Genomic DNA, 16,168 nt, shown 5'->3' with positions numbered 1-16,168 from the left:
ACCCACTCGCCGCGATGCCGAAAACCCGACGCGGTCGTACCGGTGTCCACGGGCACCACCGCGCCCCGTTGCGGCGCAACGCCTTTGGACCTGGCGGTGTAGGCGGCGCGCAAGTCGGTCTGGTCCGGCAGCGGTCCATTGGTCAGCTGGCCCCAGGCGGCGGAGACGGTCGCAAAATATCCCAGCCACGCGTTGATGGTCAGGCCCGCGCTCAACAGGCAGAACGATGCCGCGAACACGCACACATTGCGTCGCCACCACCCGGCGCGGCGCCAGCTGGCGACTGCGACCGCGACGGCCGAGCCCGCCAACGTGGTCCACAGCCACATTTGCCATGGCGGCGGTTCGCTGGCCAGCCCGAGGGTGCTGTAGTACCAGTGCGTCGCGGCGCCGGTGGCAGCGCCGACCGCCGCGACCAGCGGGACCCGCCGGCTCCACCAGCGCCGCGCCCGCCAGGCGATGGAGTAGGCCAGCGCCGCAACGGTCATGACTTCGACGGCAAGGGGGAGCGCCCCGTGCATCAGCGAAACGCCGCCGCCCGCACCGGTTTCCTGCGCCGCACGCGCCAACAGTGACTCGGCGCTCAGCGCGACCGCCCGCATCGCGCGCCGCGGTCAGACATCGGCGATGTCACGGCGGTCAGGCATCGGGGCGCGAGACGTCACCTCGCCACGCGCCCGTCTCGCCCGGTTGGCTTTCGATGAACTTCTTGAAGCGCTCCAAATCACCGTGGACCCGGGCCTTGAGGATGCCGAGTTTGTCGGCGGCGTTCTCGAGGAAACCCTCGGGATCGACGTCCATCTGAGTGGTCACACGCGTCTTGTCGTCGTCCAGGCGATGGAAGGTGACGACGCCCGCGTGCTCGGGACCGCTGTCAGACTTCCACGCCACCCGCTCCTCGGGGTGCTGCTCGGTGATGGTGGCGTCGAACTCGCGCGAGATCGGTCCCACCTTGATGCGCCAATGTGTATGGGTGGCGTCGGTTTGCTGAACCTGCTCGACGCCTTCCATGAACTCCGGGAAGGACTCGAACTGGGTCCATTGGTTGTAGACGGTGCCGATCGGCTGGTTGACATCGATTGAGGCGGTAGTGGTGCTCACGGCTTCTCCCTGTTGTTCAAACGTATGGCTGTACTACCCGCGCCGGTTCGCCAGAAACGTCGGGGTTGCTTTCAGGCGTGCCGCAGCACCAGTAACTCGCCGGTCAACATTCCGTTGGCAGGAGCGGTGGTCGGCGGGGGCGACGGGCGATGATTCAGCTGGCGCAATATGCGGTGGTTGCTGGTAACCCCGCCATACCCGATTGCGCCGTATTCCCCGGGGGTTGCTGGTTACGCGCTAGGGACACGGCCCGGCCACTTCACCCATACAAGGGGGCAAGGGAAAGCACAAGCCGGACGAGTTCAGCTTGGCGGTGTGTGCCGGTCTTCTCGAAGACGTGTCGAAGGTGGGTCTTGACCGTCGTTACGGACACCGACAACTCCTCGGCGATCGGGTTCAAGCCTTCGGCTCGTGTCACCATCAGCGCAATTTTGGCTTCGCTCTTTGTCAGACCATACAAGCGCCGTAAAAGCATCGCGGGAGGTTCGGTTTCTCGTTCGGGGTCGATGATCACGACGATCACTCGCCCGTACCGCGGGGAGCTAACGGTCCGCTGGTCGATCGGTAGTACGTGAACGATGTAAGGTCGCCGCCCGGAAGGCCTGGCGCAAACGAATGACCCGCCCCAGATGTCTTGGGTGTGGGAATCGAGTGCAGCCGCGATGCCTTCTTGCAGCATCGCGTCGGCTCGTCGTGTTGCGGCTTCCAGGCGTCCCTTGCGGATCCGCAGTCCGTCGTCTGAGCGCAGCACGCGCTCGGCCGCAGGGTTGGTATAGATGGGCCTGCTTCCGGGCGCAAGGATGACGATAGCCTGTCTGGCATTCTCGCTGGCCCAGACGAGGTCGCCACCGCGATGGGCGATGTCGGAGACGTGCAGCTGCATCCGCAGGGCTTGTTCGAAGTGGGGCACCAAATGCCGCGCTAACGCCACATTTTCCGCGGTGTCGAACCGTTCCGACCGTCTGGGCGTCGCTAGGGCAAGACTCGTGGCGCTTGGAGAATCGCTAAGACGGACGAACATTCCATCCTCGAAACCGTTGGGGCGGGCCCAATCCGTTGCGAATTCGCACCGTTCATAGGGCCACATCAGTTCCGCGCCGGGGCGCACAACACCCACCGGGCCGCTCTGGACCGCCGATAGCACATGGTCGAGTCGGGCAAAGTGCTCGGCATAGCTCTTGGCTGCGTCGGCGGGAATCTCGGCGTGTTTGATGATGCGTGTGGCGCCGTCGCTGACCACTAACGCCGCGCTCACACCGCCCCCAAATGCGCGGCCGACATCAGCCATGGTCACGTCCCAGCGTTCGGGAGTGATGACCGCGGAGTAAACCCCCGAAACTATCCGCGAGAACTCATCGAGTGTGGCCATCTTCGGCGTCCCGGTACCACCGCTGATGCTGCATATGCCCGTCCTGTGATTGGTCCGCAAAGCCTAACGCAAATCTCCTCCGTTTGGATGAGGCATCTCCGCATCGCGGCAGCGCTAATTAGCAGGAGGGCCGGTACAGGAGTCTACCGGCCGCATCTGGAGGAGCGGGGATGAAGTGCCTGGTGGCCGCTGATGAAGATCATCGTCACCGGCGGCAACAGCGGAGTCGGCCGGGCGACGGCTGCGGCGCTGGCCGCTACCGGTCACAGCGTGATAATCGCCTGCCGATCCCGGCCAACGCGGCACGAGCCAACATCGCAGCGGTCAGCACCGACCTGCCCGCCGGAACCTATCGGGCGCCTCGGTTCAACCAGTGGGGAAAGCCCGAGGCGACCAAAGTGCGGGAGAAGGCGTGCGACCCGGTGATGGCCCGCCGATTGTGGGAAGTGTTGGCCGACTTGACCGGCTGTGATTGGCCGGCACCGCACCGACGCAACGAAAGGCCGGCTGTCCCATGAAATTCTCACTCGCCCTGCCCAACTCAGTGCGCGTCAAGGCGCTCACGCAGCCCTGGGAACTCGGTGTGACCGGCGCTGATCAAACCGTCATGGCCAAACGCGTCGATGAACTCGGCTACGACATGATCGTCGTTCCCGAACACTTCATCGTCCCCAAATCACACGTCGAGCTATCCGGGCCACACTACTTTCACTCCACGGTGGCCCAGGCCTTCATCGCCGGCGCCACCCAACGCATTCGGGTCAATTCATTCGTCACCATCCTCCCGCTGCAGCATCCCGTCGTCATGGCCAAAGCGCTGTCAACCGCGGACTGGATGAGCAATGGCCGCATCACCGTTACCTTCGGAGTCGGTTGGGACGCAGAAGAATTCGATATACTCGGGGTGCCCTTCGGTGAACGTGGCCGGATAGCCGATGAATACCTCGCCGCCATCCTCGAACTGTGGACCAGCGAAGCGCCCAGCTTCGACGGCCACTACGTCTCCTTCAAAGACGTGGCGTTCGAACCGAAGCCGGTGCAAAAGCCACATCTGCCGGTCTGGATCGGCGGCGATGCAGAGCCGGTGCTCAAACGCGCCGCGCGTTTCGCCTCGGGTTGGTCGCCGTTCCTGACCAAACCCGAGGACATCCCCGCCAAACTCGACTTCATCAAATCCCAACCCACCTACGACGGCCGCGACTTCGAAGTGGTCTACGGCCTTGGCACCTCGCGCGTCGGCGAAGGCCACGTCGTCATCGACGATCCCACCCAGCGGCCCGGGATGAGCGCCCAGGAAATCATCGACCAGCTCGGCTGGTTCGCGGAACTGGGCGTGACGATGACCGGGCTCCCAGTCCCACCGGTCAGTGACGTCAACGCCTACCTCGACTACGCACAATGGGTCATCGAAGACATCAAACCGAAACTGCAATAGCCGCAGAAGGATTCACGGTGGGGCGTCAGGCAGAGGTCTTGCACGGTGTCAACGAAATCGTCCCAAACTAGGGGGTGTATGGAACTGGACCGAGATAGTGCTGGCCTTGTCGTCAGTCACTCAATACTCTGGGCCTCGGACGTGCGTGGAGCATGAATCACCGGGGCACATGGACACCGGCGAGCGAGGTTATCCGACAGACGGACGGAGAAGGAGATGACGCGTGCGGCTGTTGTCGGCGGCGGACTAGCCGGCCTCAGCGCTGGCTACCGGCTACACCGGTTGGGTTGGGAAGTCACGGTTTTTGAATCGCTGGGCCGTGTCGGAGGACGGGTGTGGTCGGAGTCCGAGAATGGCTTCCTGTTCGACCTCGGTCCGACCATCGTCACCGACGGCTACAGCGAATACATGAAATTGGTTGCCGACGTGGGCTTGTCAGACCAGTTGGTCGATTGCCCGCCGGAAATCGCTGTGGCGGAAGGCAATAACCTTCACATCATCGACACGCATAAACCGCTCAGGTCATTTCTTTCAACCAAACTGCTATCCCCGACAACGAAACTGCGGCTACTGGCACGTGGACTGCGGCTGATCAAACCGCTGTACGGCATGAACCCCTACGACCTGAGGAACCGTGTCCAGTACGACACCGAATCGATCGAAACCTACGTCGACCGGGTGTTCGGACGCGAGCTGAACGAAGCGTTCTTCGAGGGCGTGACACGGTCAATGGTGACCAGCACACCCGGCGATGCGTCGGTAGTCGGCTTCCTTGCCGGCGCGGTCACTGCGTCGGGAAAGATGCAGACCCTCACGGGAGGCCTGCAGCGACTACCCATCAAGGTGGCCGCGGAACTCGATGTGCGACTCAACTCACGCGTCTGCGCTGTGCGCCGCACCGACCGCGGAGTGGAGGTTCGGTACCAGAACGGCTCGGGGACCGAGCGCCAGGAACGCGCAGACGCGTGTGTGATCGCCACGCCGTTCGGTGTCGCCGCTGACTTGTATCCACCACTGCAAGGACCGGGGGCCGACATGCTGAAAAAGGGGAAGGACACGGGTTGCTCCTCGGTGCAACTGACTTATTCCAGGCCCACCGAGAAGCAACCGTTCCTCGTGATGGTGCCCGCGGCCACTGCCCGTGAGATCAGCTCGTTGTATCTCGATCACGTCAAAGCACCCGACCGCGCACCCGCCGGTACCAGCCTCATCACCGCGTTCTTTCCTCACACCCCGGCTATCGACTTGTCGACCTGGAGTGACGATCGTTTGACGACGACGGCGCGGGAGCTGATCGAGCGGATGTTCCCTGAACTTCGTGACCACTTTGTCACCACTCGCGTCACCCGCTGGACATATGCCGCCAATGAGGCCGAGGTGGGCTACTACAAGGCCCTGCAACGATTCCTCGATAACTATCCGGCCGACGAACCGGTACAAGTCGCTGGCGACTATATGGCCTTACCCTCGCAAGAATCCGCCGTCGTGGCCGGTGTCAAGGCAGCTCGAAAGATCCACGCGGCGCAGTCAGAACGCGCAGCACCAGCCCGGGCTGGTTGACCGCTCAACGCACAACCGTGGAGCTCTTACCGACGAGTTGCCTGGCAGCTCTGACGACCGGAACAAGCTACCGAAATTTAGTTAGGAATCGAATGTCGACCGCAAATCTGCCGCCACGATTCGACTTCGCTGATCCGGATCTTTTACGCGAGTAGGCTGCCGGACACAGAACTAGCCGAACTGCGCAGAGCAGCGCCGATCTGGTGCACAGCGAGCCGGCGATTCATTGCGCGCAGTTGTTACAGACGATGTCAAATGCTTGCAGCCGCGGCTGATCTCCGGATCCCGACAGCCGTCTCCCCGCTCGGGCTTTAGCGGTCTGACGTGACGGGCAGAACGTCGAGACGCCAGTAGGGGAGAGGAGTGGGTCAGTGCCAGGTCAGCATGTCGAGCAGTCGCGGACCGGTGATTTGGTCGAGGTGGCGCCTAGGGTGCCCTCGTTACCGAGCGCCGCGCGCAGCTCGGGTAGAGCCTCGGATTCCGGGTTGTGCTGCGACCGTTAAGGAGCGTTGCCGCAATCTTAATCTCGCACTCTTACCGTGGATATACGAGATAACGCCTATTGGCGACCGAAATCCCGGGGGTTCATATGACGACCGCAATCACCGCGCTTGAGGCAATCGAGGATGCGGACGACGCGAACGATCTTCTTTTGGCTGTCGCAGCACTGAACGCATCTGCGCCCCTGCGTGGCACCGTTCATGTCGACAAACCGCGCTGGCGCCTCACGGAAGAAGAGATCGTGGGCGCGTCGATGACGGTGATTTTGGTGTCCCTCATGGTGGTAATCAGCGTCGCCGTGGGCACGGCCTTGACAATGAGTTAGCGACCGGAGATCACTAATCCGGTCAACCCGCACGCACACAAAGGTGAGGCGCTTTCAACGGTTGCATATGGGCACATTCCGCAACCATCCGAGATTCTGCCGACGCCACGGAGCCGCTTCGTCGCGTTCGTTGTCGAGGGCGATTCGCTCTGACGTGGTTCACATAGCTTCGCCGCGTCGGCCCTAACCTTTAACCCTCGAGCGTCATCTGACTACACACATTCACCCGCCGGCGAAGACAGCCTTGCCGCCGACGACCAAGTCATCGATGCCGCGCAATTATTCTTGTTGTGAAACATGAAAAGAAGGCCGCAACTCTACATCTAGCCCCATGTTCAGCTTGGCCGTCTTGCCAGGCGAGAGGATGGAGAGAGGCCGAACCAATGCAGGAACACCCCACATGAGCAACATCGATACCGAGAAGAACTACCGCGTTCCTTACGAGCTGTTCCCAACCGACGCATTTGAGCTGCCCGCAGTCCTGCAAAAGCTTCGTGATCTTAGGGATTCGGCTGTCGGCGCCGAGGTCGCCGCGAAGATGGACCAGGCGACTGCCGAGCTCGCTGCCGCCGAGCCGCTGGCCGGGATGCCGAGTGTCGGAGACACCGCACCGAAGTTCGAACTGGTCAACCAGACCGGCACCATGGTGTCGTTGGATGACTTGCTGACCGCTGGGCCCGTGGTGGTCATCTTTTACCGCGGTGTGTGGTGTCCGTTCTGCAGCCTCACCTTGCGGGCATACGAGCAGCACTTGCCCGGGCTTCGCGCGATGGGGTCGTCGTTGGTCGGGATCTCGCTGCAGACCCCTGACGACTCGCTCACGACAGCCGAGCGCAACGCTCTCACCTACCAAGTCCTGAGCGATGTCGGCGGCACGGTGTCGCGTAGGTATGGCCTGATATTTGCACTTCCTGAATTCCTTCAGGACACCTACCGAAAGCTAGGGCACCCGTTGCCGGCATTCAATGGCACCGCCGACTGGGAACTACCCATTCCCGCAAGTTTCGTGATCGACCGAGACGGAATTGTGCGGTTCGCCGACGCTGTGGCTGACTACACACACCGGACCGACCCAGCCGAGGTCATGGCCGCCGTAAGGGAGCTCGCCTCCTCGTAGTCGGTCTGGACAGGGGCTCGACGCGGTCGTCAGCGAATTTTTGCACGCGGCGCCCGCTCGGGAGGTCACCGGTAACGTGGGCAACGGCATACCACAGGTCGCCGCATGCCGCATCTCGGGCAAGGCCTAAACCGCTTCCGTCTCAATTGATTCCGTCTATTAGGCGATAGATGATGCAGTATTGACCCGACGGTTTCGTAGATCCGATAGTGGCGACGGGACGGAGCTCCTGCCCGGCGACCCGAGAAGAGGGATTCGTGACAACCGTTGGTTTGCTAGACCGTTCGCGGATCGTTGCCAAGCCCGGGTGGAACCGCTGGCTGGTTCCCCCGGCAGCTCTTTCCATCCACCTGGCCATCGGCGTCGAGCAAGGTGCTTGTCCACGGCGACGCGATCAGCGCTCCTCCGCCGAAGCCCATGATGGCCAGGCCGGTCGCCATGCCCGGGCGATCTGGGAACCACTTGATCAGCGTGGACACCGGCGAGATGTAGCCGATGCCGAGCCCGACGCCGCCAACCACTCCGTAACCGAACACCACGAGCCAGTATTGATGCGCCGTCACGCCGAGTGCCGCGATCACCAGCCCGCTGCAGAAGCAGGCGGTGGCGATGAACATCGCCCAGCGGGGACCGCGGTGGTCGACGCGCGTACCTAACGTTGCGGCCGAAAGGCCCAGCATCACAATGCTGACCGTGAACGGCATCGCGCTCGCGGTACCGGAGATATGCAGCGTTTTCTCCAGTGGAATCTTGAAGACGCTCCAGGCGTAGACCGAGCCGAGTTCGGCCGCACCACCGCCGGTGTTGCCAGAACCTTCCTCGTGATGGGCTGCACCTACGCACTTTTCATGTCGATGGGCTCGATGCTGGTGCGGGTACCGGCTCCGGGGTGGACGCCAGATGGCTGGGAACCCAAATCGCACAAGACCGGAATGTTGATCAGCGCGCCCAACATATCGGCTGCCAACGCGATCAAAACGCCCCAGTTCTGGCTGCTGTGGGTGGTGCTCTGCTTCAACGTGACCGCTGGGATCGGCATCCTCGAGAAGGCTGCGCCGATCTATCAGGACTTCTTCCCGACTGCTGCCCCTAAAGCGGCTGCGCTGGCGTCGGCGGCCGCCGGCTATGTCGCACTACTGTCGCTGGCCAATATGGTAGGCCGGATCGGCTGGTCGTCGTTGTCAGATCTGTTGGGTCGCAAAAACATGTACAGGATCTATCTCGGCGGTGGCGCTCTGTTGTACCTGGCCATGGAGTTGACGACCAACTCCAACAAGGTCACCTTCCTCGTCTGCACGCTGCTGATTCTGTCGTTCTACGGCGCGGGGTTCTCCACGATGCCGGCCTACCTGCGCGATCTGTTCGGCACCTATGAGGTTGGTGCCATCCACGGCAGACTGCTCACCGCGTGGTCGGTTGCTGGCGTGCTGGGACCACTGATCGTCAACGCGATCGCCGACTCGCAGAAGACCATTGGAAAACACGGCCCGGATCTTTACATCGTGTCGTTCGCGGTGATGATTGCACTGCTACTTGTCGGCGTCGCCTGCAACGAATTTGTCAGGCCCGTGGCTGGCAAACACCACGAGCTTGTCTTGCCCGAGAACGCCTTACTCGAGCCCACGACGTTCACTCAAGGGCAACCCGAGAAACAATCATGACCAAATTGAAAACCGACCGGCGCATCCATCCCGTCCTCGTCGCGTGGGCGTGGCTATGGGTCGGCCTCCCTTTCGCGTATGGCGTCGCGGAGCTATTGACAAAGGTGACCCAACTGTTCAGCAGCTGATGGGTGGACTCGACGACATCGTGGCATTTTGGACCGACCTTCTCCGCTAGGCACCAAGCGGATTGAGTTGATCGGCGGTGGCGTCATCGGCCGCGGTCGAGTTGCTCAGATCCGCGTACCCTTCGTCGACGGCGAGCAGGTCGCGACCGGCCGCGGTGGCGTACCGGTAAGCCGCCATTTGTCCGCCGCGACGATACCGAGCGACTAAGCCTGGGGTAGGCGACGTGCGGTCGGGGCAGGACTGATTCATCGGATGAGCGTGGCGTAGTTACCGGTAACTCGCCATATTCGATCTGTGCCTATTCCTCAATTGCAGCAGACTAAGCCCCAGGACCAATCGGTGGGTTCATCTTAGGGTTCGATCCTCGACCAGGGTAGGTGGCGGCGGCTGAAGGGTAATCCGCTCCTCGACGTAGACCGTGTCTTGGGCGGGTGCTGCGCTGCAGCGCAAGGGCGCAAGGGGCAAGCACCAGCCGGTGATTCATCTGATGAAAACGGCGTACTTTAGTTGACATAATGTCGCTTATCGGCAAAAGCCAATCGCGAGCTCACGCCGACCACGGCGATGACCACCCGTTTTGGGCCTTCGACCGCACCTCAGCGCAGCCTCGCCCGCCGCCGCGGCGATAAGCGTTATCGGCGGGCGCTGAGTCCGGGCGCCGCGAATCGATGGCGGACGGTCCATTCGAGCGACGACCGCCAAGTGGGCAGGTTGCGGCGCGCAATGGGTGTTCGCTCGCCCCTCCCGCCTTCCTGCCGCATACATCAATTCGTCACTGTGACGAATACTCATGTCCCGCAAGGCGCTTCGAAGGTCTCACGCGTTGGCCGGCGGCCCGGCGGCAACTCGGGGTGCCTTCCCGATCCAATCACCAGTGGCGGACAAGCCAATACCGCACGGGTGGGCTACGAAGCGATGAACGCCCGCACCGAACCGCGGCTCTCCCCATCCCCTCCCCACGTGCCTGCCGGCGAATTCGTCACTGTGACGAATATCCATGTCCCGCAGAACTATTCGGCAATCCATCCGCATCGCAAGCCGGGACGTTCTCGCGGCGTCGAAGTCAGAGCTGGATCTGCCCACCGTCGACAGCCAGCTCCGCGCCGGTCATGAAGCTGCTCTGATCAGACGCCAGGAAAAGCACGGCGGCGGCAATCTCCTCCGGGCGTCCTAACCGCTTCATCGGCACCTGATCGGCCATGCCGTCGAGCAGATCCTGCTTCTGGTCCCCAGGTGCCAGCCCGGCGAGTCCGGGAGTTTCGATCGGGCCGGGAACGACGGTGTTCACCCGAATCTTGCGGTCGACGAGTTCCGCGGCCCAGGTGCGGCCAAGGGACCGGATGGCCGCCTTTGAAGCCGCGTAGAGGCCAAACGCCGGGACGCCTTCGGAGGCCGCGGTGGATCCGGCGAGGATGATCGACGCGCCTTCATTGAGCAGCGGCAGCGTCTTCTGGACGGTGAACACCGTGCCGGCGACGTTGCGGTCGAAGTTGTTCCGATAGTGTTCCGGTGTCACATCGGCGAGGGCCGCAAAGTCGCCACCGCCCGCGTTGGCGAAGACCACGTCAAGCCCTTTCCCATGCGCGGAGATTTCGGCGGCCAAGACATCCAGATCGCCCGGCTTGCTGATATCGCTCTGCACCCCATGGGCGCCGATCGAGGCGGCTGCTTCGTCGAGGCGGGCGTGGTCGCGACCGGTAATGAAGACGTATGCGCCTTCGTCGACGAACCGCTGCGCCGTAGCTAGGCCGATCCCCGAGGTTCCACCGGTGACCAGTGCCGTCTTGCCGTCGAGCTGTCCCATGATCGGACTCCGTTCTTTAGCGGGTGTGCGTCGCCGCAATACAACGTAGGTGATTTATCACCTATTCCGGCGTGTTCAACACCGTCCACAACCGAACGATCCGTTCATTGGATATCTCGGCCACATCGAAGCCCGATGCGACAGTGCGGTCGTCCGGGGTGCGTACTTCCCACGCCAGAAACCCCAGTCCATGGGTCTGGCGGACCGGACCCGCCTTCACGAAATGGAGGCCGGGGAGTTTGGCCTGCAGCGCAGCGGCTTTGGCGTTCAATTCGTCATGACCGGACGCGGTACCTTCGTCGTCGATCCACTGCACATCGTCCGCATACGTCTTGGCGATCGCCTCGGCGCGGCGCTGCGCGTCACGTTCGTCGAATACGGCTAGCAGGTTGGTTCCCATCAGATGGCTGATGACATCGCTCACGTGGCGACCCTCTCAATTAGATGATGTTTCACCTAATTCTAGCCGAGCGCGGGCGGTAGCGAGCTGTTGTGATTGAGGTTGACATGAATATGCTCCAGGGCAGCGGTGAAGGGTGCGAGCAGGTTCTCCGGCAAGGGATCGAAGAACAGCCTGCGAACCAGGTCGACGTGACCGGGAGCGGCTTCATCGATGGCCTGCCGCCCACGCGGGGTGAGAGCGACATTGGTGGTCCGGCCATCACCAACGCTTGGCCGCCTTTCGGTCAGGCCGCGTTCCTCCATGCGCCGCAACTGATGTGACAGCCTGCTGCGCTCCCAGCCGATGTGCGCCGCCAGATCGCTGACACGCATGCCGTCGCCGCGGTGACCGCTGAGTGCGACCAGCACGTCGTAGTCGGCCAGCGACAATCCGGATTCGGCCTGCAACTGGCGGTTCATCTCGTAGTTCATTCGCAGCTGCACGCGCATGTAGGTGATCCAGGCGCGCTGCTGTTTCGGCGTTAGCCACACCTGCTTCGGTGATGTGTCCCGCGCTTTGCTTGTCGTCACGCTTGTCAGTATGACGGCCTTCGCGCCATTTGAAGCCAACCCCGGTGCTGTTGGTGCGGTCGAGCTTGTGGTGAGCCCGCTCCCCTCCCCACTGTCAACCCTGGCGAATACGTCACTGTGACGAATAATCTGCATCAGCAGCGTCATTGGCCCTACGCATTCAGGGCCAGGGTCCGCTACCGCGTGGGGCGCGTGCGGCGATGCGTGTCGGTTGACCAAAGGTGACCGCAATCCGAGCACTGCAAGTGCACCAGCGTGCCCCTGTTGCTCAGCAGATACTGCCAGTGCGTATCGCAGTTACGGCTGCTTCGGCAATCGCCACAAATCGCGCGGTGATCGCAGCGCGGGCAGGGCAACCATGCGCGGCGGGCACGGTCGGCGGTCGGATCAATCGGCAGCACGAGCGGCCGTCCGTTCGGGCAGTACGCCGGCGCGGACCAACTCGTCGTAGACCCGTTGCTCCTCGTCGTCCAGGTTCGAGTACAACATTTCGTAGGCCTCTTCTTCCTGGGCGAGCACGGCAATGGGGTCCCAGTCGTCAGTCATCGCCTCGACCACTGCGCTGCGTCGGCGCGCCTCGTCGAGGGTCAGGTCATAGGCGAAGTTGAGGTCGGCCATAACGCTCCCAGCCGTTAGATTTGCGAACGAACGGCCAGGATGACCCGATTGACGTCGGCAGGGCTATGACCCACGTCACTGTTACTGGTTGAGCTTCGTCACACTTGGCGTCGCGCACGACCATCGCACCGGGCGCCCCATCCGGGCCGCGGGCCCCGACTCCCCATTCCCCGGCCTTTCACCGGCAATACATCACGGTGACGAATATACTTGCAGGACAGCGCTTTTGGCGACGCGCCGATTGACGGCCTCAGGCGGTGTGCGGCGGGAAATACATCTCTTGCTTCACGGTGCATACCAATGCGCCGTTGCGGTTGAACATGGCCCCACTGGCCAACGCTAAGGAACCAGCGCTACTTGGTGAGGACCGGTCGTAGAGCAGCCAATCCGACAACGCCGCCGGGCCGTGAAACCACACCGAATGGTCTCGTTGAGCGGACGCCCCGACGCCACCGCGCGCCGCATATGCCGGCTCCGTCAACGTCACCGCCGACAGGTAAGCCACCAGGCTTGCGGTCAACACCGGATCGTCGGGAACGTGCCCGTCGGGGCGCCACCACATCAGCGCGCGTGCGGGCGGAGCGACCTCGGTGTCGATGATGCGGCGCTCGAACCAGCGCAGGCTCGCCCACCGCCCTCGGGCGCTCTCGTCGGACTCCGCCAGATGCGGCGCAACCCACGGCAAGGATTCTGGGGCAGCAGCCGCCGGCATGGGCGGTTGGTAGACGACCTGCGCGTTTGCGGAATCGGTGACCTTGAACGATGACATCGCTTCCATCAAAATCTTGCCGTCCTGGCGCGCCGTCACCCGGCGCGCCGAAAAGGTCCGGCCCTCTTGAAGATCGACAACCTCGAAGTCCACCGGCCGACGCGAATCGCCGGGCCGCAGGAAGTACGTGTGGACGCTGTGCGGCGCCCGGCCCGGCGCGGTGTGGCTTGCGGCCAACAAAGCCTGAGCGGAGATATGGCCACCCAGAATGTGGTTGGCGGGCGCGGGCAACTGCTGCCCGACGAAGAGCCACTGGTCGACCCTCTCGAGCTCCAAGGTGGCGAGCACGTCGCCCAGCGAAGATGACATCGACCCGTATCTTGCCGGACCTTTCTCAGGCGCTGAGTCGCCGGTACCGCTCCAACCGCCGCAAGGCTTGCGCCGGCGCCGGCCCCGGCGCGGGCTGCAGTGCGTTGTCGAGCCGGGCGCGGACGGCGGGAACGTCGAGATGCATCCCGATGGCCACCAGACAATTGGCCATGGCTCCCCGCGGCGCCTTCGCGATGTGGATTCCGCTCCCCACCAGATTGACGACATACTCCCGGACGGCGGTGCGGTGCCGCACCGCGACGACGCCTTTCAGTCTGAACACCTGCGGCGGCGGCTCTTCGAGAAGAGCGACCAGGGCATCCGGGTCCACGCAACCGGAGCTGCTGACCGTGACGGCATCGGCGTGGACGTGCACGTGCTCGTGCTCGCGATCGGCCGCCAGGTCCAGAAACGAGAGTTGCCCGACCTGACCGGACGTGGCCGAGGCGTCGAACAGCAGTTCCGGGTCTATCTGGCCACCCGTGGTGCCGACGACGGGTACGCGCGGATTGCGTTGTGCCGCCCGCTGTGTGACGCGGTGCAGCACCGTCGACCGCTCTTCTTCCGGAACCTGGTCGAGCTTGTTCACCACGATGAGCGACGCCGCGCCGTAGCGCACCGGCGGCAGGGCGCCGCGGTCGACGGTGTCGAAGTGATTCACGGCATCGACGACGTCGACAAGCCCACCCGGCCGGACCCCGCGTATCCCGCTGAAGCCGATGAGCCGCGCGATCGCCACGGGGTCGGCCAGGCCGCTGGCTTCGATGACAATGGCATCGAGGCGCCGGGCGGGGTCGGCGAGCTTGATCAGTGCCTCATCGAGCCCGCCGCCGTCGGGTAAGCAGCAGATACAGCCTCCGGCGATCGAGGCCGGCTCGTCGACCTGACCGGCCACCAGACCGGCGTCGATGTTGATATCGCCGAAGTCGTTGACCACCACTCCGATTCGCGTGCCTCGGTGGCGCAGCAGGTGGTTGAGCAGCGTCGTCTTGCCCGCTCCGAGGTGACCAGTGAGCGCGATGACGGGTATCGCAGCCAAAGGTCTCACCCTCCACATCGAGTCCGGACAGTCGATGCTAACCGCCGCAACATGTACCGTCTGCGTCCGGTTGTGGTGTCGCGCAGCGCAATCTATCGATCGCGCTAGAAAAGCCTGCCGGCGACCACGGGTTCCGGCTCTTCGAGCTCCAGCAGGAACCGCTTGCGCTTCAGCCCGCCCGCATAGCCGGTGAGGGATCCGTCCTTCCCGACGATCCGATGGCACGGCACCACGATGCTGAGCGGGTTGCGCCCGACCACCTGGCCGACTTCGTACGCGGTGGTGCCATCACCTAGCTCCGCGGCCAGCTCACCGTAGGTTTTCGTCTGCCCGTAGGCGACGCCCGACAGCAGATCCCACACGCGTTGCCGCCGGACATCACCCACCACCGCCAGCGGAAGATCGAACTGCGTGCGCTCGCCAACCAGGTATTCGCCCAGCTGGTCGGCCGCGCTGGCTAGAAGTTCATCAGCCGCCGCCTCGACCCGTAGACCCAGTGTGTCGGCGGTGGGCGGATGCCAGTGATGCCGGAAATACACGCCCGCCAGAGCGTCGCCGCTGGCGACGAGTGTCAGCTCACCCAGCGCGCTGTCGATCACCGCGTGCCGTATCGGCATCCGCTCAACCTCCTCAGATTGCGAACCAATCACCTTGTCGCCGAACGCCGCTCGTAGTCGACCAGCCGTGACTGCAGCTCGGCGTAGGGCGTGGACGGCGGTAAGGCGCCTCCGTCACGGACGGCTCGGGCCGCCGTGGCGGCGGCAAACAGCGCCGCACTGTAGGGCATCGAACCGGTGGACACACGCGCCACCCCGAGCTCGCCGAGCTCGCCGAGCGTCATTGCGGGAACCGGCAGTGTGTTGATGGGACGCGGGATATTACGAACGATTTCGGCAAGCTCGGCGCGGTCGTTGGCCAGCGGCACGAAAATGCCGTCGGCGCCGGCCTCGACGTAGAGAAGCGCCCGCTCGATGGTGGTTGCTGTGTTGGCCTGTTGGCCTAGCCAGTACGTGTCGACGCGGGCATTGACGAACACCGCGGGGCTGCGGCGTTTGATGGCCGCCACTTTTGCGGCCGCGAGGGCGGGGTTGATCAGCCGTCCCTCGGTGCTGTCTTCGATGTTGAGTCCGTCGACCGGCAGTCGGGCGACGTAGTCGGCAACGGCATCCGGGTCATCGCTGTAGCCGTCTTCGACGTCGACGCTGACGTAACAGCCCAGCGACGCCAGCTCGGCGGCCAGAGCGACGTTGGCCTCGCGGGTGGCGCGCCCCCCGTCGGCGTGACCGCGAGTGGAAGACAACCCAAAACTGGTGGTTCCGATAGCGGTGAAGCCGTCCGCCAGGTAGGCCAATGCCGACGGAACGTCCCAGGCGTTCGGCAGCACAAAAGGTGTGCCGTGGCGATGAAGATCGTGAAAACTCATGGCTTGCCTCCGGATGCTGTCCTCACTTCGGCCAGG

General features: G+C 63.4%; 17 protein-coding genes and 1 pseudogene. 5 read left to right on the top strand and 13 right to left on the bottom strand.

Annotated elements, in window-relative coordinates; translation table 11 throughout:
• The 3 genes and pseudogenes from A5624_RS05870 to A5624_RS05860 form a co-directional block, all read right to left on the bottom strand.
• Window positions 1-602 (bottom strand): annotated as a pseudogene (locus tag A5624_RS05870) (esterase family protein); the annotation flags it as partial.
• Window positions 603-639: 37 nt separating this feature from the next.
• The gene (locus A5624_RS05865) at window positions 640-1,101 is read right to left on the bottom strand and encodes an SRPBCC family protein (RefSeq protein ID WP_066862984.1); all 462 of its coding nucleotides are present in this window, start codon (window positions 1,099-1,101) and stop codon (window positions 640-642) included.
• A gap of 259 nt (window positions 1,102-1,360) precedes the next feature.
• Window positions 1,361-2,470: a helix-turn-helix transcriptional regulator gene (locus tag A5624_RS05860; protein WP_066862980.1), complete on the bottom strand. Its 1,110-nt coding sequence runs from the start codon at window positions 2,468-2,470 to the stop codon at window positions 1,361-1,363.
• 514 nt (window positions 2,471-2,984) lie between these two features.
• Between A5624_RS05860 and A5624_RS05850 the strand changes: the two genes are divergently transcribed.
• The 4 genes from A5624_RS05850 to A5624_RS05835 all read left to right on the top strand — a co-directional run bounded on the left by A5624_RS05850 (window position 2,985) and on the right by A5624_RS05835 (window position 7,408).
• A complete protein-coding gene (locus A5624_RS05850; RefSeq protein ID WP_066862974.1) occupies window positions 2,985-3,905 on the top strand; it encodes a TIGR03619 family F420-dependent LLM class oxidoreductase in 921 nt (306 codons plus the stop codon).
• A 216-nt stretch (window positions 3,906-4,121) separates the two neighbouring features.
• Window positions 4,122-5,465: an NAD(P)/FAD-dependent oxidoreductase gene (locus tag A5624_RS05845; RefSeq protein ID WP_082990499.1), complete on the top strand. Its 1,344-nt coding sequence runs from the start codon at window positions 4,122-4,124 to the stop codon at window positions 5,463-5,465.
• Window positions 5,466-6,054: 589 nt separating this feature from the next.
• The gene (locus A5624_RS05840) at window positions 6,055-6,291 is read left to right on the top strand and encodes a hypothetical protein (protein ID WP_066862966.1); all 237 of its coding nucleotides are present in this window, start codon (window positions 6,055-6,057) and stop codon (window positions 6,289-6,291) included.
• Between the two features lie 400 nt (window positions 6,292-6,691).
• Window positions 6,692-7,408, top strand: coding sequence for a peroxiredoxin-like family protein (locus A5624_RS05835; protein ID WP_082990498.1), 717 nt, complete (start codon window positions 6,692-6,694; stop codon window positions 7,406-7,408).
• Between the two features lie 275 nt (window positions 7,409-7,683).
• Here A5624_RS05835 and A5624_RS05830 read toward each other — a convergent pair whose 3' ends face one another.
• Window positions 7,684-8,133 (bottom strand): MFS transporter, encoded by a 450-nt coding sequence (locus A5624_RS05830; protein ID WP_369827443.1) that lies wholly within the window; start codon window positions 8,131-8,133, stop codon window positions 7,684-7,686.
• Between A5624_RS05830 and A5624_RS05825 the strand changes: the two genes are divergently transcribed.
• Window positions 8,134-9,069, top strand: a complete 936-nt coding sequence (locus tag A5624_RS05825) for an MFS transporter (RefSeq protein WP_082990497.1) — start codon at window positions 8,134-8,136, stop codon at window positions 9,067-9,069.
• A gap of 174 nt (window positions 9,070-9,243) precedes the next feature.
• Here the strand turns inward: A5624_RS05825 and A5624_RS29265 are convergent, their stop codons facing one another.
• The 9 genes from A5624_RS29265 to A5624_RS05785 all read right to left on the bottom strand — a co-directional run bounded on the left by A5624_RS29265 (window position 9,244) and on the right by A5624_RS05785 (window position 16,132).
• A complete protein-coding gene (locus tag A5624_RS29265) occupies window positions 9,244-9,375 on the bottom strand; it encodes a hypothetical protein (protein WP_255363004.1) in 132 nt (43 codons plus the stop codon).
• 886 nt (window positions 9,376-10,261) lie between these two features.
• Window positions 10,262-11,002 carry an SDR family oxidoreductase gene (locus A5624_RS05820; protein WP_066862958.1) on the bottom strand — a complete coding sequence of 247 codons (741 nt, stop codon included), beginning with the start codon at window positions 11,000-11,002 and terminating at the stop codon, window positions 10,262-10,264.
• Between the two features lie 61 nt (window positions 11,003-11,063).
• Window positions 11,064-11,426: a nuclear transport factor 2 family protein gene (locus A5624_RS05815; protein ID WP_232002208.1), complete on the bottom strand. Its 363-nt coding sequence runs from the start codon at window positions 11,424-11,426 to the stop codon at window positions 11,064-11,066.
• Window positions 11,427-11,464: 38 nt separating this feature from the next.
• On the bottom strand, window positions 11,465-12,121 hold the full coding sequence (locus tag A5624_RS05810; protein ID WP_232002207.1) for a MarR family winged helix-turn-helix transcriptional regulator: 657 nt from the start codon (window positions 12,119-12,121) through the stop codon (window positions 11,465-11,467).
• Window positions 12,122-12,361: 240 nt separating this feature from the next.
• Window positions 12,362-12,592 (bottom strand): DUF6400 family protein, encoded by a 231-nt coding sequence (locus A5624_RS05805; protein ID WP_066862953.1) that lies wholly within the window; start codon window positions 12,590-12,592, stop codon window positions 12,362-12,364.
• A 250-nt stretch (window positions 12,593-12,842) separates the two neighbouring features.
• Window positions 12,843-13,670, bottom strand: coding sequence for an acyl-CoA thioesterase II (locus A5624_RS05800; protein WP_066862950.1), 828 nt, complete (start codon window positions 13,668-13,670; stop codon window positions 12,843-12,845).
• Between the two features lie 25 nt (window positions 13,671-13,695).
• Window positions 13,696-14,709: a GTP-binding protein gene (locus tag A5624_RS05795; RefSeq protein ID WP_066862947.1), complete on the bottom strand. Its 1,014-nt coding sequence runs from the start codon at window positions 14,707-14,709 to the stop codon at window positions 13,696-13,698.
• A 104-nt stretch (window positions 14,710-14,813) separates the two neighbouring features.
• A complete protein-coding gene (locus tag A5624_RS05790) occupies window positions 14,814-15,308 on the bottom strand; it encodes a methylated-DNA--[protein]-cysteine S-methyltransferase (protein WP_232002206.1) in 495 nt (164 codons plus the stop codon).
• A 47-nt stretch (window positions 15,309-15,355) separates the two neighbouring features.
• Window positions 15,356-16,132 (bottom strand): isocitrate lyase/phosphoenolpyruvate mutase family protein, encoded by a 777-nt coding sequence (locus A5624_RS05785; protein ID WP_066862941.1) that lies wholly within the window; start codon window positions 16,130-16,132, stop codon window positions 15,356-15,358.
• Window positions 16,133-16,168: the final 36 nt, after the last annotated feature.

Origin of the sequence: Mycobacterium sp. 1482292.6 (genome assembly GCF_001672995.1) — a bacterium.
In the GTDB taxonomy this organism is placed as follows: domain Bacteria; phylum Actinomycetota; class Actinomycetes; order Mycobacteriales; family Mycobacteriaceae; genus Mycobacterium; species Mycobacterium europaeum_A.
Note: the sequence above shows the minus strand (reverse complement) of the source record. Positions and strands in the feature narration are given on the sequence as shown.